The organism is Streptomyces sp. NPDC026515, assembly GCF_055567595.1.
On the sequence record NZ_JBVHQD010000039.1, the window covers coordinates 28,965 to 47,800 of the forward strand.

23 protein-coding genes and 3 pseudogenes are annotated in these 18,836 nt (G+C 67.7%); 15 read left to right on the top strand and 11 right to left on the bottom strand.

Annotated features, from left to right (window positions below; all coding sequences use genetic code 11):
* Positions 1–19 precede the first annotated feature (19 nt).
* Together ACZ4O3_RS42645 and ACZ4O3_RS42650 are read left to right on the top strand one after the other, a co-directional pair.
* On the top strand, positions 20–1,978 hold the full coding sequence (locus ACZ4O3_RS42645) for an acetoacetate--CoA ligase (RefSeq protein ID WP_467727800.1): 1,959 nt from the start codon (positions 20–22) through the stop codon (positions 1,976–1,978).
* A gap of 438 nt (positions 1,979–2,416) precedes the next feature.
* The gene (locus ACZ4O3_RS42650; protein WP_467727770.1) at positions 2,417–2,785 is read left to right on the top strand and encodes a hypothetical protein; all 369 of its coding nucleotides are present in this window, start codon (positions 2,417–2,419) and stop codon (positions 2,783–2,785) included.
* A gap of 383 nt (positions 2,786–3,168) precedes the next feature.
* Here the strand turns inward: ACZ4O3_RS42650 and ACZ4O3_RS42655 are convergent, their stop codons facing one another.
* Entirely contained in the window at positions 3,169–3,729 is a 561-nt protein-coding gene (locus ACZ4O3_RS42655) for a TetR/AcrR family transcriptional regulator (RefSeq protein WP_467727772.1), read from the bottom strand.
* 389 nt (positions 3,730–4,118) lie between these two features.
* Between ACZ4O3_RS42655 and ACZ4O3_RS42660 the strand changes: the two genes are divergently transcribed.
* A complete protein-coding gene (locus ACZ4O3_RS42660) occupies positions 4,119–4,895 on the top strand; it encodes a Hint domain-containing protein (protein ID WP_467727774.1) in 777 nt (258 codons plus the stop codon).
* The gene (locus tag ACZ4O3_RS42665) at positions 4,886–5,200 is read left to right on the top strand and encodes a hypothetical protein (RefSeq protein ID WP_467727776.1); all 315 of its coding nucleotides are present in this window, start codon (positions 4,886–4,888) and stop codon (positions 5,198–5,200) included. Before ACZ4O3_RS42660 ends, ACZ4O3_RS42665 begins: the two co-directional genes overlap by 10 nt.
* 97 nt (positions 5,201–5,297) lie before the next feature.
* Here the strand turns inward: ACZ4O3_RS42665 and ACZ4O3_RS42670 are convergent.
* Positions 5,298–5,949: pseudogene (locus tag ACZ4O3_RS42670) on the bottom strand (site-specific integrase); the annotation flags it as partial.
* On the opposite strand from ACZ4O3_RS42670, the gene ACZ4O3_RS42675 reads away from it, so the two are divergent.
* Together ACZ4O3_RS42675 and ACZ4O3_RS42680 are read left to right on the top strand one after the other, a co-directional pair.
* Complete coding sequence (locus tag ACZ4O3_RS42675) at positions 5,950–6,219, top strand: ZIP family metal transporter (protein ID WP_467727777.1); 270 nt, start codon at positions 5,950–5,952, stop codon at positions 6,217–6,219.
* Entirely contained in the window at positions 6,216–6,383 is a 168-nt protein-coding gene (locus tag ACZ4O3_RS42680) for a hypothetical protein (RefSeq protein WP_467727778.1), read from the top strand. Before ACZ4O3_RS42675 ends, ACZ4O3_RS42680 begins: the two co-directional genes overlap by 4 nt.
* A 129-nt stretch (positions 6,384–6,512) precedes the next feature.
* Here the strand turns inward: ACZ4O3_RS42680 and ACZ4O3_RS42685 are convergent, their stop codons facing one another.
* The 3 genes from ACZ4O3_RS42685 to ACZ4O3_RS42695 all read right to left on the bottom strand — a co-directional run bounded on the left by ACZ4O3_RS42685 (position 6,513) and on the right by ACZ4O3_RS42695 (position 8,357).
* Positions 6,513–6,896: a DUF6510 family protein gene (locus ACZ4O3_RS42685; RefSeq protein ID WP_402528346.1), complete on the bottom strand. Its 384-nt coding sequence runs from the start codon at positions 6,894–6,896 to the stop codon at positions 6,513–6,515.
* 4 nt (positions 6,897–6,900) lie between these two features.
* Entirely contained in the window at positions 6,901–7,599 is a 699-nt protein-coding gene (locus tag ACZ4O3_RS42690; protein WP_467727801.1) for a ferredoxin reductase, read from the bottom strand.
* Between the two features lie 158 nt (positions 7,600–7,757).
* Positions 7,758–8,357: a sulfite oxidase-like oxidoreductase gene (locus ACZ4O3_RS42695; RefSeq protein WP_467727780.1), complete on the bottom strand. Its 600-nt coding sequence runs from the start codon at positions 8,355–8,357 to the stop codon at positions 7,758–7,760.
* A gap of 226 nt (positions 8,358–8,583) precedes the next feature.
* On the opposite strand from ACZ4O3_RS42695, the gene ACZ4O3_RS42700 reads away from it, so the two are divergent.
* The gene (locus ACZ4O3_RS42700; protein WP_467727782.1) at positions 8,584–9,231 is read left to right on the top strand and encodes an RraA family protein; all 648 of its coding nucleotides are present in this window, start codon (positions 8,584–8,586) and stop codon (positions 9,229–9,231) included.
* A gap of 245 nt (positions 9,232–9,476) precedes the next feature.
* On the opposite strand, the pseudogene ACZ4O3_RS42705 reads toward ACZ4O3_RS42700, so the two are convergent.
* Positions 9,477–9,668 (bottom strand): annotated as a pseudogene (locus ACZ4O3_RS42705) (ATP-binding protein); the annotation flags it as partial.
* A 205-nt stretch (positions 9,669–9,873) separates the two neighbouring features.
* On the opposite strand from ACZ4O3_RS42705, the gene ACZ4O3_RS42710 reads away from it, so the two are divergent.
* The 4 genes from ACZ4O3_RS42710 (at position 9,874) to ACZ4O3_RS42725 (ending at position 11,887) form a co-directional block, all read left to right on the top strand.
* Positions 9,874–10,113, top strand: a complete 240-nt coding sequence (locus tag ACZ4O3_RS42710) for a hypothetical protein (protein WP_467727783.1) — start codon at positions 9,874–9,876, stop codon at positions 10,111–10,113.
* Complete coding sequence (locus ACZ4O3_RS42715; protein WP_467727784.1) at positions 10,113–10,490, top strand: fic family toxin-antitoxin system, toxin component; 378 nt, start codon at positions 10,113–10,115, stop codon at positions 10,488–10,490. The genes ACZ4O3_RS42710 and ACZ4O3_RS42715 overlap by 1 nt, the downstream gene beginning before the upstream one ends.
* A gap of 474 nt (positions 10,491–10,964) precedes the next feature.
* Entirely contained in the window at positions 10,965–11,141 is a 177-nt protein-coding gene (locus ACZ4O3_RS42720) for a hypothetical protein (protein ID WP_467727786.1), read from the top strand.
* A gap of 356 nt (positions 11,142–11,497) precedes the next feature.
* Positions 11,498–11,887, top strand: coding sequence for a hypothetical protein (locus ACZ4O3_RS42725; protein ID WP_467727787.1), 390 nt, complete (start codon positions 11,498–11,500; stop codon positions 11,885–11,887).
* Positions 11,888–12,134: 247 nt separating this feature from the next.
* Here ACZ4O3_RS42725 and ACZ4O3_RS42730 read toward each other — a convergent pair whose 3' ends face one another.
* Positions 12,135–12,530 (bottom strand): hypothetical protein, encoded by a 396-nt coding sequence (locus ACZ4O3_RS42730; protein WP_467727789.1) that lies wholly within the window; start codon positions 12,528–12,530, stop codon positions 12,135–12,137.
* Between the two features lie 39 nt (positions 12,531–12,569).
* Entirely contained in the window at positions 12,570–12,872 is a 303-nt protein-coding gene (locus ACZ4O3_RS42735; RefSeq protein ID WP_467727803.1) for a hypothetical protein, read from the bottom strand.
* Between the two features lie 101 nt (positions 12,873–12,973).
* Between ACZ4O3_RS42735 and ACZ4O3_RS42740 the strand changes: the two genes are divergently transcribed.
* Positions 12,974–13,351 (top strand): hypothetical protein, encoded by a 378-nt coding sequence (locus ACZ4O3_RS42740; RefSeq protein WP_467727790.1) that lies wholly within the window; start codon positions 12,974–12,976, stop codon positions 13,349–13,351.
* Between the two features lie 344 nt (positions 13,352–13,695).
* Positions 13,696–14,965, top strand: a pseudogene (locus ACZ4O3_RS42745) (IS256 family transposase).
* A 100-nt stretch (positions 14,966–15,065) separates the two neighbouring features.
* On the opposite strand, the gene ACZ4O3_RS42750 reads toward ACZ4O3_RS42745, so the two are convergent.
* Both ACZ4O3_RS42750 and ACZ4O3_RS42755 read right to left on the bottom strand, forming a co-directional pair.
* Complete coding sequence (locus ACZ4O3_RS42750) at positions 15,066–15,464, bottom strand: PIN domain-containing protein (RefSeq protein WP_467727791.1); 399 nt, start codon at positions 15,462–15,464, stop codon at positions 15,066–15,068.
* On the bottom strand, positions 15,464–15,739 hold the full coding sequence (locus tag ACZ4O3_RS42755; RefSeq protein ID WP_467727792.1) for a hypothetical protein: 276 nt from the start codon (positions 15,737–15,739) through the stop codon (positions 15,464–15,466). The genes ACZ4O3_RS42750 and ACZ4O3_RS42755 overlap by 1 nt, the downstream gene beginning before the upstream one ends.
* A 483-nt stretch (positions 15,740–16,222) precedes the next feature.
* Between ACZ4O3_RS42755 and ACZ4O3_RS42760 the strand changes: the two genes are divergently transcribed.
* The gene (locus tag ACZ4O3_RS42760) at positions 16,223–16,390 is read left to right on the top strand and encodes a hypothetical protein (RefSeq protein WP_467727794.1); all 168 of its coding nucleotides are present in this window, start codon (positions 16,223–16,225) and stop codon (positions 16,388–16,390) included.
* 325 nt (positions 16,391–16,715) lie between these two features.
* Here the strand turns inward: ACZ4O3_RS42760 and ACZ4O3_RS42765 are convergent, their stop codons facing one another.
* The gene (locus ACZ4O3_RS42765) at positions 16,716–17,267 is read right to left on the bottom strand and encodes an SMI1/KNR4 family protein (RefSeq protein WP_467727796.1); all 552 of its coding nucleotides are present in this window, start codon (positions 17,265–17,267) and stop codon (positions 16,716–16,718) included.
* 807 nt (positions 17,268–18,074) lie between these two features.
* Between ACZ4O3_RS42765 and ACZ4O3_RS42770 the strand changes: the two genes are divergently transcribed.
* Positions 18,075–18,422 carry a hypothetical protein gene (locus ACZ4O3_RS42770; RefSeq protein ID WP_467727797.1) on the top strand — a complete coding sequence of 116 codons (348 nt, stop codon included), beginning with the start codon at positions 18,075–18,077 and terminating at the stop codon, positions 18,420–18,422.
* Positions 18,423–18,836 lie beyond the last annotated feature (414 nt).

The following is an 18,836-nucleotide window of genomic DNA, read 5'->3' on the forward strand; positions in this document are numbered from 1 at the left end:
GGCCGCGATCGAACGGCCGGTGTGGGTCCCCACACAGCGTTCCATCGACCGGGCGAGGGTTACCCACTTCATGCGGTACGTCGCCGAGCACTACGACGTGCAGCTCGAAAGCTACGAGGAACTGTGGCAGTGGTCAGTCACCGACCTCGAAGCCTTCTGGACGGCGGTGGCGAACTACTTCGACGTGCCGTGGTCCCACCGTCCCTCCCGTGCCCTTGTCCCGGGCCGGATGCCAGGCGCCCAGTGGTTTCCAGGCGTAACCACGAACTACGTCTCGCAGGTTTTCCGCCACTCCACCGGCACGGCCGTGATCGCCCGCGATGAGCTGGGTGAGTCGACGTCCTTGACGTGGCCGCAACTGCGTGCGGCGGTGGCGTCGCTCGCAGCGACACTGCGAGCCAACGGTGTCACCAGCGGAGATCGCGTCGTCGGGTACATGCCCGACATCGCGGAAGCCGTCATCACGTTCCTGGCCACCGCCAGCATCGGCGCCGTCTGGGCAGGCTGCGCTCAGGACCTGGCGGCGCCCGCGGCAGCCGAGCGGCTCGCCCAACTCGACCCGGTGGTTCTGGTGTTCGCCACCGGATACCACCACCGCGGCCGCTTCGTGGACCGGACCGACGCGGCACGTGTTCTGGCCGCTCGGATGCCGACGCTGCGGCTCCAAGTGGTCGTACCCCGAGGTCCGGTTCAGGATCCGCTGCCGGCCGGCCCGGGCGGCGTCCGGCAGATGACCTGGCAGGAGGCCGTGGCCGAAGAGGCCGAACTGGAGGTGACACCGGTCGCGTTCGATCACCCGCTCTGGGTGCTGTTCTCCTCGGGTACCACCGGCGTACCCAAAGGCATCGTCCACGGACACGGCGGCGTCCTGCTCGAACAACTGAAGAGCGCTGCCCTGCACAGCGACCTCGGCCAGACCGACCGCTTCTTCTGGTACACCACGCTCAACTGGATGATGTGGAACGCCCGCAACTCGGGTCTGCTGGTGGGTGCCACAATCGTCTGCTTCGACGGCACTCCGACGGCCACCTCGCTGTGGAGTGTCGCTGAGGCGGAGAGTGTCACTGCACTCGGGGTCAGCCCCAGCTATCTGGAGCTCACCCGGAACGCCGGCGTACGCCCGGCTCAGGATTTCGATCTGTCGGCGCTGCGCTCTCTCGGCAGCACGGGGTCGGTGTTGAGCCCGCACACCCACCGATGGATCGCCGACGAGCTGGGCCCCGAGGTACTGGTCGGATCCATCTCAGGCGGGACCGACGTCGTCACTGCCTTCGCCGGCTCGGTTCCGACCGTGCCGATCCAGCCGGGTGAGCTGTCCGTGCGTTGTCTCGGCGTCGACCTTCAGGCGTGGACCGGCGCCGACGAACCCGTGATCGACGATGTCGGCGACCTGGTGGTCGTCAGGCCGATGCCGTCGATGCCCGTGCGATTCTGGAATGACCCGAACGGAGAGCGCTACCGCGCGGCCTACTTCGACGTATTCGAGGGGGTCTGGCGTCACGGCGACTGGATCACGCTTACGAGCCGCGGCTCGGTGATCGTGCACGGCCGCTCCGACGCGACGCTGAACCGTAACGGCATCCGTATGGGCAGCAGCGACATCTACCGTGCGGTCGAATCGCTCGGCGAAGTCGAGGAAGCCTTGGTCGTCGGGGTCGAGGAGCCTGACGGTGGATACTGGATGCCGTTGTTCGTCGTCCTGCAGGGGAACGCGCCGCTGACCGACGAACTGCGTCAGCGGATCCTCGCCGTCGTCTCCCACGAGGTCTCCCCGCGTCATGTTCCCGACGAGGTCATCGCCGCCCCAGGTGTACCGCACACCCGGACCGGCAAGAAGGTAGAGGTCCCGATCAAGAAGATCCTCGCCGGGCAGACGGACGGAGTCATCGCGGACGACGCACTCGACCGGCCCGAACTGATCGACTTCTACCGGTCGGTCGCCGCCCGTCGACGCACCGCACCGCCCTCCGGCACCTGAGGGTGCAGGACGCGGCGTCTCGCCGAACCCGAATCCGCATTCGTCCGCCCGACGAGTGCGGGTCAGGCCCTCCCCGCGACCAGCAGTCCGTCCTCAGCCTCAGCCACAGCCACGAAACAGAGAGGAACTCACGTTCCGCGCGGGCAATTCCGCCACGGCGTGCCTCAATAAAAAAAACCAAGTACGAAGTATTCTCCGGTTGCAGTCACATACTTCCATCCTGCCGGGAGAACAGCCGTGACGGTAAGCAGAGAGCCCACGCGGGAAGAAAAGATCAAGGATGCACTCAGCGCTGCCCCGCGTTTCATCGCTGAGACGGCAACGGTCCTGGATTCGGACATGGAGACGGTCCTCCGAAAAGGGTCGCCTGACTGGATCTGCATGCCGACTCCGCCAGGCCGGCCAACACCGGGCCCCATGTGCCTCGACCCTACGTGGATGCAGTTCGCCAGAGAGGTCACGCAGGGCAGGACGCCAACGATCGACCGCATCGGCATCTCCTACATGCTGATGGGTGAAACCGGCGCTGATTTCGATGATCTGATGGCGACAGAGCCCCCTCCGGGGAAGGGCTGGTACAAAGCCGGGCCGCATGAAATGTTCTGTTTCCCTCAGGGCACCGGACACATCCTGAACGGAATTGGAAGCGACACCCGGTCGGGACAACCTTATGTGAGGCCGGTCCCAGGGGCAGAGCCCATGCTCGTCGTTCCCATCGCCAAACCGGGCGAAGCAGCCTGCGGCTGTCGAAGCGACTGCCCCTGTTGTCAGAACTCAAGGGAAACCGGCTCTGAGTCCAGCGCTTGACACGCCCTGAGCCTCGACGATTCGTGACGGTCCGCCGGCGCAGTCGGTGGATCGTCTTCGTGCCGTGGGCTGAGGTCGGGCAGGCCGGGGGTCGAGTGTCTCGGGGTGGTGAGGGGTTCCACTGCTCCGGGTGTTGCACCTGCTCAAGCGCTCGATGCAGATCGCATAGCCAAGCTGGACCGTCCCTCTGATCCCGCCGCGGTCTGGTCGTGCCCGCACCTGTGCGACCGACCAACTGGCGAGGCGGGGCTTGGAGGAATCGCCTTCACCAGGGAACGCGTACTCAGTGAACTGGTGACGGGCCATGTGAACGGAGCAGTTCCACGCCGACATGTGAACGCTGGCCCCGTCCAGCGCAGCGTCTGCGGACAGCCCTGTTCTGGTCAGGTGGCGGTGTGGGTGCGGCCGGGGTCCATGCTCTGCTGAAGGAGTTCGATCAGCGCGTTGAACGGAGCGGGGTCGTTCATGGCCCGGGAGACGATGAGCGCGCCTTCGTAGCCGGTGACCGCGGCGGTTGCCCAACGACGCGCGTCCGATTCCGTCGCGCCGCGCTCAACCAGGAGGGCGGCGAGTGTGCCGATCGACGTCTCGATGGCTGTCGCGGCCGATGCGAACAGCGCGGGGGATGTGTGGCTGCTTTCGAGGATGACCGCCCCGATCGGGCAGCCTTCCCGGAATTGGGTCAACACGGCGTAGTCCCGGGCCGCCGTGAGGAAGGCGAGCACCGCTTCCTGCGGAGTGTCGCATGTGGCGGCCAGTCGGGTCACTCGAGCGATCTCGGACTGGCTGTGCGCGGTGACGACTTCACTGGCGAACTCGTCCTTGCCGCCGGGGAAGTGGAAGTACACCGACCCGCGTGGGGCACCGCTCTCCGCGAGCACGTCGGAGAACGCGGTTCCTACGTATCCGCGGGCGCTGTACAACCGGCGACCCGCCTTGATCATTTTTTCTCGACTGTCAGACCTGGACGACACGAGAACCAGACTACCACTATTAGGTATGTCAATCGACATAGCGGCGCATCCTCCGAGTGGAACCGCGTTCGGGTTGTTGCCCGCGACGGCGCTGCGAGTGCGGAATCGGTGGACACGGGGGCACGGAGAGGGCGCACTGGATCACCCAGGTACACACGGGCGAAGGTGCCACTCGGTACCGAGCGCGTCACGCTGCCGAGGGGGCGTCGAGAAGCGGGTTGGTCGCGCTGACCGCCTGCAACAACGTGCGCGTCCCGAGATGACAGTGCAATCACGAAGCGTCCTACCCGCTCGGCTCACGGCCGAGCTCCGCGAGGTCGCCGAGCTTGGGGTGTGACTGCTCCAGCGTCGGCGTCTCGATGTCGCCGGGGCAGATCGTCCCTCGACGGCGCCCGCCGGCGCCTGACCGGAACCGGCTCCGTCACCGGGCCGCGGCAGAGCGGGACGGTCCGCGGCGGAGTCGGTGGACGCCTACGCGTTCCGGCGCTGACGGCAGGCAGGGGGGCGGCCCGGGTGTCGCGTTCGACCTCCGCATCAAGCGCACCGACGGGACAACCGAGACCCTCCACGCCGACGCCAAACACCCCTTCTGGGACGACACCCTCCACACCTGGATCCCTGCCGGCCAACTTCGCGTAGGCCATGCCCTCAACACCGCCGCTGACTACCACGTCCACGTCGCCGACATCACCAAAGTGCCTGCCGACCGCGACATGTACAACCTCACTGTCGAGGGTCTCCACACGTACTATGTACTCGCTGGTCAGACGCCGGTACTCGTTCACAACAGCGGAGGCCACACCCCAGACGACGGGATGGTCACTGTAGGCCGTTGGATGTCTGCGGCAGAGCATCAGGCGATGATGGAGACCGGAATGGTTCAGCGTGGCGGGGGTGGTTTCACCTACGTGGTGTACCCGGCAAGCCGAGACGCATACATATCGGCACGCCCGGGATCCGTGTACACAGAATTCGATGTGCCGAAATCTTCGCTTATTCCCGGCGGCAGGCCGGGGGACTTCAATATGTCAGATTCTGACACCATCTTTGCTCGTCTGGCACAGAAGAAGGGGGACCCTGTTCCTCAACTTCCCGAGGCGAAGAACATCAGGCTGGGAGGATGGGGATGTCCCTAGGTAGTGCGTTGCTGGACCGGGCTCAGGAGTGGATCCGGCAGGAAATCCACAAGATGGAAGCTCTGCGGGATATTTCAGAGATTGGGACATCCCCCAATGAGGGTGAGCCGACATCGGTGAGCTGGATCCTTGATGGCGGTACCTTCATGGCCCAGGTCGTGCTGTGGGATACCGGGGAATTCGAGGAAGATCTAGTGAACGCGGAGACGGGTCGAGTTCGGACGCGGAGCGGCCGCCTGGCGACGCCCGGCGATCTCGAATCCTGCCTTACGGCTGCCCGCGATTGGGTTCTCCAGGGCCTTTGAGGATTCGCCAGGAGTGTGCGTTCGCAAACATGAAGCCCCGTCAGGTGGTTCCTGGCGGGGCTTCAGCGTGCCGTGACGGCAGTAGTTGACGGCAACGTCAGCGGACGGGAGCCGCGCAGAGCGGTGGTTCGTCGCTGTCGTCGGACTTGCCGGTGATCTCGGCGGGGTTGCGGAGGGCGTGGCCGAGGAGGTTGATGGCGTCGCGTTGGAGTCGGAGCCGGACGTGGGCGTAGACGGTGGCGGTGACGCCGATGTGGGCGTGCCCCAACAGCTCCTTGACCACGATGAGTTCCACTCCTTGCTCCAGTAGGAGGGTGGCCGCCGAGTGGCGGAGGTCGTGGAACCGGATGCGGCGGAGTCTGGCCTGGCGGAGCAGGGTGTTGAAGTCGGGTGAGAGTGGACCCTTCGATCGGGGCGCCGTCGGGGCGGGTGAAGACGTAGCCGCTGTCCTCCCAGCCCGCCCCCGCCGCCTCACGTTCCTGGAATTGTCGGCAGCGGTACTGTTCGAGGGAGCGTAGACACGGCGTCGGCAGGGCGATGCGTCGTTCGGAGCTCTTGGTTTTGGTCGGGAGGGGGGTCAGGCCGCCGGAGTTGGTGCGCTGGAGGGTGCGTCGGATGCTGGCGGTTCCGCCGGCGAGGTCGAGGTCTTCCCAGCGCAGGCCGAGGAGTTCGCCCTTGCGGAGCCCGGTTTGCAGGGCGAGCTCGAACAGCGGCTGCAATCGGTGACCGCTCGTCGCTGCCAGGCGCTGATGATCGCCACCGGTATCGGCCTGCACAACTTCGCCGAGGGCCTAGCCATCGGCAACTCCGGCGCTCAGGGCGAGCTCTCCCTCGCCGTCCTGTTCATCATCGGTTTCGGCCTGCACAACGCCTCCGAAGGCTTCGGCATTGTCGCCCCACTGGCAGCGGAAGGTGAACGCCCGTTCTGGATCACCCTCCTGCGGCTTGGCCTGATCGGCGGCGGCCCCACCTTCCTGGGAACACTCGTCGGCCAGCACCTGGTCAACGACACCTGTTGATCGTTTTCCTGGGTCTTGCCGCCGTTTCGATCCTCTATGTGGTCATCGAGCTGCTGGCCGTCGCCCGCAGGACAGGACTGAAGACACTCACCACCTGGTGCATCCTGCTCGGCTTCCTCCTCGGCTTCGCCACGGACGCCGTCGTCACGGCGGCCGGAGCCTGACCCGCTCCGGCGACGCGAGCCGATAGCCGGCCTTGCCGCACGTGACACACCCCCGGTGCCCCCACCACGGGCACCGGGAGGAGCCCACCGCGAGGCGACGAGCTCCTCGAGGTCTTCTACCGTGCCCTGTCAGGACGGCGACGGTAGCGGAATCGCCAGGGAGACGGCGCCGTGCATGTCGAGCCAGGCGGTCTGCGGGCCTCGCACCAGGCGCAGGACGACGTGGGTGCAGTCGGGGCAGCGAGCGGTCCAGCCGGGGCCGCGGGAGTACACGTGAAGCATCGCGACCGGGCCGGTGCTACCGCAGTGTGCGCAGCGCGTGACGGCGGCGGTGACGTCGACGGTGAAGATCTCCGAGAGCGGTCCGGCGAGCGCGTTGCCGTCCTCGTACCCGTCGTCCTCGTAGTGCACCTCGTCCTCGTGGACGACGCCGTCGCGGTGCGCGGACGCGGACCCTGGGGAGGCTGGGACGTTGGCGGACGTGCCGTCGAGGTGATGCGGGATGCGGGTCATGGGCTCATCCTCCGGTCGGGCCGAAGCGTTCGGTGCGGATCCGGCCCGGATCGTGGCCGAGGCCGACCAGGAAGACTGCGGCGGTCTCGACGAAGCCGGTGGGGCCGCAGACATAGACGGCGGGCTCGAAGTCCGGCGGCCAGCCCCAGGCGACAAGGTCCTGCGGGGTGAGCCGGCCGGCCGGGCGCGAGGAGCCGGGCGGCGCGGTCCGCGAGTAAAGGAACGTCGTGTCCAAGCCCGGCGCGCCGCGCTCCAGCTCCTGCGCGTAGAAGCGGTCCTCGGGAGTACGCACGGAGTACAGCAGCCGGAACGGCACCCGGATGCCCAGGTCCGTGCGCACCCGGATCATCGCCATCACCGGGACGATCCCGGAACCCCCGGCGACCAGCAGCACCGGTTCGGTCTGCTGCCCGGGCCGCCATACGAACCAGCCGCCGACCGGACCGCGCAACTCGACGAGGTCGCCGGGCGCCATGTCGTCTGCGAGGTAGGGCGAGACCTCGCCGTCCTCCACCCGCTGCACAGTCAGCTCGACGAGGTCGCCGTCCGGAGCGGATGCGAGGGAGTAGCTGCGCTGGGTGCTGTAGCCGTCCTCGGCGGTCAGCCGCACGTCGACGTGCTGTCCTGGCAGGTGGCCGGGCCATCCGGGGACGTGCAGCACCAGCGTACGCGCTGAGGGGGACTCGGTGCGCCGCTCCGTCAACTCGGCAGCGTGCCAGCGCAGCGGCCGGGCCTGCGGACGGTTCCCGGTCGCGGCGCGGGCGCCCGGGGCGTCCGCCGTGCCGGTCGCATCGGAACCCCCGGCCGTGCCCGTACCCCTGCCGGCGGCCGCGCCTTCGCTCGCGTCCACGCCCGCTTGCCCTAGTCGCCCTGGTAGCGCTGCTCGCGCCACGGGTCGCCGTAGTCGTGGTAGCCGGCGCTCTCCCAGAAGCCGGGCTTGTCCTCGGCGAGCAGCTCGATGCCACGGACCCACTTCGCGGACTTCCACAGGTAGAGGTGGGGGACCAGGAGGCGGGCCGGGCCGCCGTGCTCGGCCGGCAGGTCCTCGCCGTCATAGGTGTGGGCGATCCACGCCTTGCTGTCGAGAAGGTCCTCTAGCGGGAGGTTGGTGGTGTAGCCGCCGTATGAGTGGACCAGGGCGAAGTCCGCGGCGGTCTCGACGTCGGCGAGTAGGTCGTCGAGTGAGATGCCTTCCCAGTGTGTGTCGAATTTCGACCACTTGGTCACGCAGTGCAGGTCCACGGTTGGGGTCTGGCCGGGCAGCGCGGTGAGCTGCGCCCAGTCCCAGGTGTGTTTCTGCCCGGTCTCTGTGGTGATGGTGAAGGTCCACTCGTCCCGTGACACCCGCGGTGTCGGTCCTGCGGAGAGCACGGGGAAGTCGGAGGTCTCGTACTGGCCGGGAGGCAGCTTGTGCCCGTCGGTCGGCCGCCTGCCGTGGAATCCCCGCGACACGATCCCCATGGTGCTCGACCCTTCCTGTCCGCCCTCCTCCCAGGATGCGGCATGCCCGCGGGCGAGGCGAACTCGCACGGATGAACTCGCCGTCTATTGGGCGTCCACCGGCCCGCGCTCCCGTAGCGCCGCCCCCTTCTCGGCGACAGGATGACGAATGGGTGTTCCCACGATATGTGGAGCCGAACGTCACCGTCTCGCCCATGGGCGAGCAGCCCGAATGGAGGTCGCGGCTATGGAGGAGAGCACGGACCGGGAGCTGCTGGAGCTCGCCAGAAATGTGGGCGTGGCTGACGTGATGGACGCGATGGGCCGTCTTCACCGGCACCACAGCCACATGGTGGACCTCTCGAGCCCCATGCCGGACCGCTTGCTGTTCGGGCCCGTTGTGACGATGTCGTTCTTTCCGTCGTGCGAGGACGCGCTGCCCTCTAAGACGTTCAACTTCGTCAATGTCTTCGACCGGGCTGTCCGTGAGGGCGGCCGGGGCCGTGTGCTGGTGATGGCGAGCAATGGGTACCCGGGCGTGTCACTCGGCGGAGGGACGAAGATGTCACGGCTGGTGGGGCATGGCCTGTGCGGCGTCCTCGCCGACGGCAGGCTGCGGGACTTCGGCCAGCTGGCGGAGCTTGGGCTCGCCGTGTACTGCCGGGGCGAGGCGTTTAGATGGGGCGGCGACAAGGTCACGCCGGTCGAGGCCAACCGGCCCGTCGTGGTCGGCGGGGTGGCCGTCCGGCCTGGGGACTACGTGTTCGCCAGGGGGTCCGGCGCTGTGATCATCCCCCGAACCCAGGTGCTTGAGGTGCTGACGGATGCGAAGGCGACGATGGACAACGAGGCCGCGGTCGCGGAGGGGTGGAAGCGCGATCCCGACGACGGATGACCGCAACGGCCGGCCGGCCGTGCGATGCGGGGGCGTCCCGTCCCGCTGGCGCGTGTCAACGCGTCTCCGGGACGGGACGCCACGGAGACGCGTTGCAGTCTTCTTCGGTCCGCGGAGTCCGGGAGCAGGCCCCGGCCGATCCGCTGTCACGGCTGGAGCGGCCGCGGACGCCGATGTGACCGGGGTGACCCCCGAGGACATCACGGCGGCTCGGAGCGAAGTCGCCCGGGACATGGGCTGTTAGTTCAGCCGTGGTGAGCGGGAGTGAGGATCTGGGCGTGGTGGACAAAGCGGCCGATCATCGCGGCGGCGACGTCGTCGCCGGAGAAAGTCTCTCCCCGCCGTTGAAAGGGCAGGTTCAAGGTGACCATCACGGAGCCCTGTTCGTAGCGCGATGCGATGAGCTGGAAGAACAGGTTCGGGCGTCCTGGTCGAACGGGATGTAGTCCACCACGTCGATGATGATCAACCTATACCGGCGGATCTTCTTCAGCTCCGCTTCGAGCCGACCGGCCTGGGGGACCGAGGCAATGCGGGCGATCCAGTTGCTCGCGGTGTCGAACAGGGCCGAGCAGCCGGACCGAGGTGGCTACTGCTCACGCGGCTCCTTCCACGTACGGTAACAGCTGTTACCATACTGGTATGGCGAAGACACAACTGGGCGCGCGCGTGGACGCGGACGTCGCAGAACTCGCGAAGAAACGGGCAGCCGACCTGGGACTGAGCATCGGCGACTACCTCGCCCGGCTCGTCCACGACGACACCAGCGGCCTGCGCGCCCGCGCGGTGGACGCTGCTGCTCGCTTCCTCTCCGAACACCAGAGCGTCTTTGACGACGCCGAACAAGCCCAGCAGGCACCACGGGGAGCGCACGCGGCCTGATGGACCTGAACATCGACGTCCCCTGGATCCTGCAGGTCGCCGAGGCCGCCGGAGCCGATGATCCGGCGCCTGACGACTACGGGGTCCCCGTAGCGGCCGTCGCCCGCCACCGGGCCGACCTGTTCGAACACCCCGTCTACGACGGCCCCTACGCCAAGGCGGCCGCGCTGGTGCACACACTGGGAAGGTGCCGGTGGCTGGAGCGCTCCAACCTCGCCGTCGCCGCAGCCACCGGCGTCATGTACCTGGAAGCCGCCGGGATCGGAGTCAAACCCGCACGCGAGGACGCCATCGCCCTCAAGGATCTGCTCCTCGACCCCGCCTGCACTGCCGCGAAGATCGCCGCATTGCTGCGGAGCTGGCCCACCGCCACCTGACTCCCGCGCCCTGGGCACCACACCGCCCGTACAGAGCGGCCCGTTCCTCATCGTGAATAAGGAGGGCCGGGCCGCGAGCCGAGGCACACTCCCAGGAAACCGTGCACGCCGCGCCCGGCGGCCTGCCGCCGGGCGCGGCAGACGTGCGGTTGTCTCCCGGTCCACCGTGCCTGCGAGTCCCCGTCTCTTCCTGCCTTGCTCTGCGGGGCGCTCCCCTGACGCGTGTCGTGTACTTCGTGGTGGAGGCGCCGCTCGCCAATAGCAGGTCCGCCTCCGCGTCGTCGTACCCGAAATCGCGGGTCATGTACGCCAGCGCCTCCCGCCGCATGCTCTGGCGTTCCCTTTGGCTCATGGCCTGTGCGGCGGTGATGGTGACGGCCATCGGCGGTCTGTGACCGCGGTCGCTGGTACCGGAGTGCCATCAGGTCGACGAGCGAGTTCTGCGAGCGGATCGTCGGCCACTTCGTCCACCACGTGCCCACCGCCGAGGACGAGCAGACCCCCGGCGGACCGCAGGCGGCCCGGGACCGTGCCCTCGCGGCCATCACGGCCGCCGGGTACGCCGTCGACGAGGAGCTGTGGCCGGACGTGGCCGACTGCGCCCAATGCCATGCCGGGTGCACCGACAGCCCCAACGGTGGCAAGAGCTGACGTAGCGCCACCGATCCTGCAAGACTCCGGCCGCCCGGTGTCACAGCCGGGCGGCTGGCCCTATGAGCGGAACACCACGTGACAGAGACAGCGATCGCCTGGGACACCCACTCGCGGCAGCGGCCTGAGCGCCGACCGGTGAACGCGCGCGGCGAAACCACCTGGTTCAACTGGACCCAGTACCAGGACCATGGCCCGGGCGCCGAGCTGCTGGAGGTTGCGGCCGGCGGGCGCGTGCTGGACCTCGGCTGCGGCAAGGGCGGCAACGCAGCGCACCTTGCCGGCCTCGGAATGAGGAGCATAGGGGTGGACGTCTCACCCCGGCAGTGGCCGCCGCACGGAGACGCTGGGGCATTGTGCAGGGACTGGAGCTGCACCAGGTGGACGCCCTCGGATTCCTGGCCAAGGACCGGGAGGGCTTTGACGCGCTGTACTCGGTGTATGGGGCCGTCTGGTTCACCGATCCCGCGCGGCTGCTACCCACCATCCGTGAACGGTTGCGGCCCGGCGGCCGACTCGTGTTTTCCCAACGGCCCGCGGTTGAGGGCTGCTACGGCTGCCAGGCGTCGTACATCCCGCGCAGCGACGACGAGGACCCACTCGTCCTGAAGCGTTGGGACTACGAGCCGGACAGCTGGGAGAGCCTGCTCCTACGGCACGGCTACACCGACGTTGACGCGCGCGTGCTCGCCGCACCGCCCGGCAACCGGGTGATCGGAACCCTCATTGTCCGGGCTCGCGCCTGAGCAACGACCCCCGCACTCCGGGACGGACGCGATTCAACCGAGGCCGCCTTCCGGCAAACGGGCCGGCTTCTTACCCGGTCCAGCCCGTCGACCAGCGGTGGATCTGTAGGTTCTCACTTTCGGTGTCAGGCGCCGACGCTGTGACCTGGACGTTCCCCTTCAGTCTCACGACGTGTCGGCAGGCGGCTGTCTCAGAGCGGTGTCATTTCCTCAGGTTGTCCAGCCGCCTCCACCACTGTCCAGGGCGTCACGAACCTGTATCGGCAGCCATCCGTTCCACCCACTCACGCACCTTCACTGCTCGCTCGATGCGGCTGACGGTGTCCTTCTTGGACGCCGTGTCCAAGGTCTCCGGGATCTTGTCGCAGGTGTCGGGAAGAACGTCGAGGAGACCCCAGATCTGTTCGCCGGTGCTGACGGTCCGCAGTTGCTGGCACCTCCACTGCAGCGGCGTCTCGGGCCGGTGCGTGAGCCACTGCACGAGTGTCGGGAACAGGTAGTGCGTCGCATCTGCGGCGAGGTGCTCTCGAAGCCAGTCGACCGGGAGCCGCTGGCTGAAGCCGTGCATGGCGGCCTCCTGAGCCAGGTCCAGGAGCTGCGCGGTGTCGACGGCTCGGACGGTGCGGGGAAGGGTCAGGGGCATGTCGAGATGATCCCAAGAAGCCTCTGCGGCGCCGAGAGGTCAGATTGGCCGGGACGCGATCTGCCGACGGGCAGAAGCCCAGACTTCCTCGAACTCCTCGGAGGTGAGTTGTTCGGGGTCGTGGCCTTCCCATTCCGAAACGGGCAGCTCGGCTGTGATCCCGAACCTGCTGTCGTACTCGTCGAGGCGGCCTGCGTCGCGGGCCCGCTGCCACTCGGCGAGGGAGGCAGCTGCGATCGGGATCAGCTCAGGCCCTTCGAGTTCGACCTGCCGAGTCACCCAGCCTTCGGCGTCGACCTCAAAGTAGAACCAGACATCTTCCTCGTCCCAGTAGCAGCGCATCCATGTCTTCACGAGCCCATGATGGCGGCGGTCTGCGCGCCAGCCGCTGCGGTGTCCAAATTCCTGTGGATGGTCATCCGGGCTACTGAGATGCTCCTGCTGTGACCACCACGACGAGCAAACTGCAGACCGACGCCGGATGGGACGGCCCCTATTTCCGTGCCCGCGCCGAAGGATTCGAGGCACTGTTCCTCCCGAGCCCTGACGAGGTGCTCGATGAGGTCTGCAACGTGGATGTCGAGGTTCACCTCCCCGACGGCTCTCGCTGGAGTGCAACGATCTTCACCGTCGCCGAGGTGGACCGGCTGATGAGGATGTGGGAGGGGACCGGAGAAGCAGCAGGGGGCCGGTGCTTCTGGTGCTCGGACGGGCTGATCGTTCGAGACCCTGGCATCCAAGGCATGGTGAGCGTGATCGCCAAGCTGCTTGCGGCGGGAGAGTTCGACGGAGCTTTTCATCGCCTTTCCGACCCGGAGTGAACTTCGGATTTCATGACGCTGTCTGGGACGTGCGAATAGCTCTGAGCACCCTCCTCCCCAGGGGGGCAGCGTCATGGGCCGGCCTCGTTCGGCTCTGACCAGCAGCGGTCCGCGGAGCTCTCGTTCGATCCGATTGATCTGCGCGACGAGGGTGAACGTGTTGAGACCGAGGCCGCTCGCCGCCGCGCTGAGGCTGGGAAAGGCGGATGCGGCCGTGAATCGGCTCAGGCGTTCGCTGGCACCCTGACCGCTTAGTGCCGGCCGGAGGACGCGCGGCGCTCGATGGGCCTGGTCCGGGGACAGTAAGACGTTCGGTGTAACTCCCGATCATGGAAGATGCATCGATGACCAGTGAGAACGTGTCCGAGTCCGAGGCCGTCGAGGCCACGAAGGCTGTCTCGGCGAGGGCCGTGGACGACCAGTTGATCGACGAGTTGGTGCACCGGGCCCAGGCTCAGGGTCTGCAGCTGACCGGTGAGGGTGGTTGCTGCAGCAGCTGACCAAGCGGCTGCCGGAGTCCGCTCTGGAGGGCGAGATTACCGACCACCTCGGCTATGACAAACACGATGCGGCCGGCAAGAACGGCGGCAATTCCCGCAACGGCAAACGTTCCAAGACGGTGCTGACCGACGTCGGCCCGGTGCAGATGACCGTGCCCCGCGACCGCGACGGCTCCTTCGAACCGAGGATCGTCAAGAAACGGCAGAAGTGCCTGACCGGCGTCGACGAGATGGTCATCTCGCTGGCTGCGAAGGGCCTGACCACCGGCGAGGTGCAGGCCCACCGAGGGCATGGCCGAATGGCAGAGCAGGCCCCTCGAGGCATAGGTCCGACTCCTCTCGGGTGTCGCAACCACCGATGGAAACCGCCCCGTCTATCCGGTCCTCTTCATCGACGCGATCCACGTGAAGATTCGTGACGGCGCGGTGGCCAACCGGCCCATCTATGTCGCCCTGGCCGTCACCACCGAGGGCCGGCGGGAGATCCTGGGGCTGTGGGCCGGCGACGGCGGTGAGGGCGCCAAGCACTGGCTGCACATCCTCACCGAGATCAAGAACCGCGGTGTGAACGACGTCCTCATGCTGGTCTGTGACGGGCTCAAGGGCCTGCCCGAGGCGGTGGAAACTGTCTGGCCCCGCACCATCGTGCAGACCTGCGTGGTGCATCTGCTGCGGAACTCCCTCCGCTATGCCGCCCGCCAGGACTGGGACAAGATCGCCCGTCTCCTCAAGCCGGTCTACACGGCGTCGACCGAGGAGGCCGCACTTGTTCGCCGAGTTCGCCGATGCCTGGGGCAGGAAGTATCCGGCGATCGTGAAATTGTGGGAGAACGCCTGGGAGGAGTTCACCCCGTTCCTGCGGTTCGACACCGAGATCCGCCGCATCGTCTGCACGACCAACGCGATCGAGTCGGTGAATGCCCGCATCCGCCGGGCGGTCAAGGCCCGTGGACACTTCCCCAACGAGCAGGCCGCCCTGAAGTGCGTCTACATGGCCATCATGTCCCTCGATCCCACCGGCAAGGGCCAGGCCCGCTGGACCATGCGCTGGAAGACCGCGCTGAACGCCTTCGACATCACCTTCGACGGCCGCCTGTCGGCGGCCCGCCAGTAGCCTAACAACTACCCCAGTTACACCACTTGTTTGACAGTCCCCAGCGCAGCCGCTTTGCCCGAGCGGCTGCCGGATCGCGGCGGGCCAGGGCCGATGACGGCTACTGGCCGGGGTGGACCGCCTGCACGCCGGTGCCCGCGTACGCCTTCGGCGTCAGGGTGAGCAGAAACCGCCCGCCGGGGTGGGCGGCGGAGGGACGGGCGGCGTGGATGGCGTGGACGGCGGCCCAGGAGTGCCCGAAGCGCAGCAGCTCGGTGGCGGTGACCGCGGCATCGGTGTCGAACGCCTCGATCCGAACGAATCGCAGCCCCTTGATGTAGCCGAGCAGGCCCGGCCGCTCGGCGTCACCAGCCGTCAGCGACAGCACCGGCGCATACAGGTCACCCAGCCCACCAGAGGCCTGGACATAGAACGCGGCGACCGCCTCGTTGAACGGATCCTTCGGGTCATACAGCGCCGTTGCGGTCGTGTGGTCCAGCACGACCGAGATCGCCGCCACTACGCGGCCGCCTGCGGACCGTGCGCCGCGGCTCCCAGGCGTTCCAGCAGAGAGCGGGCCTTCGCCTCGGCCTCCGGGCTCGGCGCGTGGCCGAGGGCGGAGGCGAGCTCGGCCCGGGCCAGCTCGGCCCGCTCGGCATACTCGGCCTGGGTCGGAGTGTCCTGCGCGAGGTCCTCCACCAGACTGCGGATAGTGGTGCCGTGCTCGGCCGCCAGCTGTGCGAGCCGGTCCCGCGCGGCCGTGCTCACCTTGATACTCGTCTCGTCTGCTGCCATATCCCCACCCTACCGCCTTCCTCTACCGCCGGTAGAGGAATCGAGGGTCTCGCTGACGCCGATACCCGTCGGGGCCGGCCCTGGAGCCTGTCGCCGGAGGACCGGGTGCTGCTGGTCGCCGCATACCGGCGACTCACTCTGCGCCCTGCTGTTCGGGGTGTCGAAGTCGGCCGCAGACCGCATCATCGACCACTGCGGGCGGGCGCCTGTCGGCGTACACGTGAACGCGGCTCTGGCAAGATTTTCGTAGGCGTAGATCATCTTGGCGCTGCGGTCGACCGGTCCAGGAAACGGGCAGTAGTCGAACGTGCCTTTCTGAACTGCCCTACCTTTTACCGCACTTGGCGGGCGTGTCGGTTCTCTCGGCCCACGGCTCTGGCCCTGTAGCGGCTGTCCGTGCGCGTACGCGGTCGCACGCTCCCGCGCCCGTGTACGGGCTGCGGGATACCGAGTCTGTACTGCGAGAACGCCGCTTGCAGGAAGGTGACGTTCGCCGAGCAGATACCGGAAACGACCGTCCGATACCAGTGGGGCACACCGCTGCTGCAGGAGGTGGTCGAGGCAGCAGAAGTGCTGCCGGCGGGCCGGGGCATGGCCCGGATACTGCGGGTCCTGAACGTCACGCTGTCGCGGTGCACCGTTCTGTCGTAGCTGATGCGGATGCCGCTCCCGCTCCTTGTCACTCCACGGGTGCTGGGAGCGGACGACTTTGCGCTCTACGGCAGCGCCTACGGAACTCTCCTGGTCGATGCCACCACTCGTCTCCCCCTCACGCTCTGCGAGGGACGGGACAACGACCCACCGAAAGGCGGGGGACCATCCCCGTGGGCGCGGGGAGCAGTATCCAGGCGCACGGAACGACGGGCTCTCCTCGTGTGGAACTTCACGTAATTCCCCAGCACCAGCGTCAACTTCCCCGCGCATAGGTTCGTGCCGGATGCCCTCGTCGTGCGTCGGGGCTCTGTGCGGGTAGCGGTCAGTCCCACCAAGCGTCGCCAGCGTGCCAGCGTTGAATCCATTCCAGGAAGCCGACCGCCTCCGGCATCGGATAGGGGCAGGCGCCGACTTCGGAGACGGCCCAGACCTTGCCTCGCTGGGGACCGGTCACGACCAGGACCCAGTAGGAGGGTCCGTCGTCGGTGCCAAGCACGATGGAGCCGTGGTTGTAGACGTCGGCCACGCGCTCGTGACGGTCGTCGAGAGGGTCGTCTTCCCAGGCCCAGGCCTCCTGGAGCGGGAACGGGGCGGCGGGATCGCGGTCTCTGTCGTACGGCCAGTCCGGTGGGAGCCAGCCCAGAGGGAGGAGGCCGCCATCTTCCGGCGGTCCGAGGGACGACCCGTTGGTGATCTCGGCGATCAGACTCCGGTACGGCTCCGGAAGCATGACCCCGTGCTCGGATTCCCACGCCGAGACTCCATCGTGTCCCAGTGCCGGCTCGCGCCACTCCGTCGCAATTGCGGAGCGCAGGAACTCCAGGGTGTCCTCGGCAGGGCGCTGATCAGGTGATGTGGTTGTCACCGGCAGCATGCTTGCAGAAGGGACTGACAGTGCCCCCTCGGGGCCATCGGGCTCGAACGCTCGGGCGGGGAAGTTGACCCTGCCGCTGGGGAATTACGTGAACGTCGACACCTCGGGACCATCCCCGCGGGCGCGGGGAGCAGTGCCCCGCCGAGCAGCGGGACACGCTGCACGCAGGACCATCCCTGCGGGTGCGGGTGCGGGTGCGGGTGCGGGTGCGGGGAGCAGGCGGAGCAGGCGGAGCAGGCGCAGGAACGTGATGGCCAGGCAGGAACATTCCCGCGGGCGCGGGGAGCAGATCAAGGTCACCAACACGAACGGCGAGGAGTCGGGACCATCCCTGCGGGCGCGGGGAGCAGCGCGGGAAGGCTCTGGCCGCGCTGGTGGAGCGGGGATGGTCCCTGTAAGGCGGCGATCAGCGTCTTCATGGGGTTCTGCTCCCCGCGCCCGCGGGGATGGTCCCTGAACCATCTGTGCTGCTTTTTCGGCGTGATCCTGCTCCCCGCGCCGCGGGGATGGTCCCAAGACCGTCATCGTGCGGCTGGGGCAGCCTCTCTGTTGAACCTGGACGGCTGGACCCTCTCGGACGAGGGTGGGCCCGTGTTTGCGCGGGGAGCAGCTCCCGCTTTTCAGGGTGGGGTTCTGGCGTGGCGTCACGGTGCCACGCAAGTGTCCCGGGGCCGCCCTCCGGGTGCCGGGTCCTACGCCCCCGGCGTGGCCGGCCCCGGTCGGGTCGCCTTCGGCGTCCCCAAGTCCCGCGTCACCACGTGGCCTTCGTGTGCCTCACCAGGATCCCCACCCTGAAAGGGCAGTCCCATGCACGCACTCACCTGCGCCTCCTGTACCACCGGCCCCGGATCCGAATTCCGCTCCCGACCCACCGGCCTGTTCGAGTGCCCCGCCGGCCACCCCCTCGTCGTCCAGGACCTCGACCTCGACGGCCCGCACGTCTGGGCCGTCGACGCCTCCGGCACTCTCGGCTACGTCACCGACCCCCACCACGCCCTGGACGCGATCGGCGAAGCCCTCGCAGCCCTCAGCGAGGCCCATGAACTGCCCACCGCGGAATACGCCGCAATGGATTGCCTGCGGAACGCCGTGAACGCATTCAGTGAATGCGTGGCAGTGTTCCGGGTTGGCGTGGCGCCGGTATTCGTCCAGTAATGGAAGAGGGGGCGCGCCGTCATCCCAGAATCCATCCCGTCCGGGAAATGACGCATTCTCCGGACGGGCATGCGATCGAATTCTTTGGGGAATCTCTGCGTCACGCGAGAGCGAAACGGAGGGTGGGATTTCAGCCCAGAACCTAGCTAGGTTGCAGGTTTGACGCACCCTCCGGTACTGATGATCGGTCAGCACCGGTCGGGCGCACGCGAGTCGGGCCACCCGCTCCCTACTGCTGCCGCTTTTGCCTGACTGCGGAGCTGTCAGGCCCCGGACCAGCGCGGAGCGTTGGTCCGGTAAGCCAGGCACGGAGTGCCTGGCTTACCCCGGGCGGAGCCCGGGGGGGTCCGGCGCGCAGCGTCGGGAAGCGGCGCGTAGCGCCGCCGCGTCGTGTCTGCGGAGCAGACCGCGCGC

Coding starts and splice junctions, on each gene's coding strand:
- ACZ4O3_RS42650 (WP_467727770.1), top strand. CDS start 2,417: ATGCAGTTCGCCAGAGAGGTCACGCAGGGCAGGACGCCAACGATCGAC.
- ACZ4O3_RS42655 (WP_467727772.1), bottom strand. CDS start 3,729: ATGATCAAGGCGGGTCGCCGGTTGTACAGCGCCCGCGGATACGTAGGA.
- ACZ4O3_RS42660 (WP_467727774.1), top strand. CDS start 4,119: ATGTCGCCGGGGCAGATCGTCCCTCGACGGCGCCCGCCGGCGCCTGAC.
- ACZ4O3_RS42665 (WP_467727776.1), top strand. CDS start 4,886: ATGTCCCTAGGTAGTGCGTTGCTGGACCGGGCTCAGGAGTGGATCCGG.
- ACZ4O3_RS42675 (WP_467727777.1), top strand. CDS start 5,950: ATGATCGCCACCGGTATCGGCCTGCACAACTTCGCCGAGGGCCTAGCC.
- ACZ4O3_RS42685 (WP_402528346.1), bottom strand. CDS start 6,896: ATGACCCGCATCCCGCATCACCTCGACGGCACGTCCGCCAACGTCCCA.
- ACZ4O3_RS42695 (WP_467727780.1), bottom strand. CDS start 8,357: ATGGGGATCGTGTCGCGGGGATTCCACGGCAGGCGGCCGACCGACGGG.
- ACZ4O3_RS42700 (WP_467727782.1), top strand. CDS start 8,584: ATGGAGGAGAGCACGGACCGGGAGCTGCTGGAGCTCGCCAGAAATGTG.
- ACZ4O3_RS42710 (WP_467727783.1), top strand. CDS start 9,874: ATGGCGAAGACACAACTGGGCGCGCGCGTGGACGCGGACGTCGCAGAA.
- ACZ4O3_RS42715 (WP_467727784.1), top strand. CDS start 10,113: ATGGACCTGAACATCGACGTCCCCTGGATCCTGCAGGTCGCCGAGGCC.
- ACZ4O3_RS42730 (WP_467727789.1), bottom strand. CDS start 12,530: ATGCCCCTGACCCTTCCCCGCACCGTCCGAGCCGTCGACACCGCGCAG.
- ACZ4O3_RS42735 (WP_467727803.1), bottom strand. CDS start 12,872: ATGCGCTGCTACTGGGACGAGGAAGATGTCTGGTTCTACTTTGAGGTC.
- ACZ4O3_RS42755 (WP_467727792.1), bottom strand. CDS start 15,739: ATGGCAGCAGACGAGACGAGTATCAAGGTGAGCACGGCCGCGCGGGAC.
- ACZ4O3_RS42765 (WP_467727796.1), bottom strand. CDS start 17,267: ATGCTGCCGGTGACAACCACATCACCTGATCAGCGCCCTGCCGAGGAC.
- ACZ4O3_RS42770 (WP_467727797.1), top strand. CDS start 18,075: ATGCACGCACTCACCTGCGCCTCCTGTACCACCGGCCCCGGATCCGAA.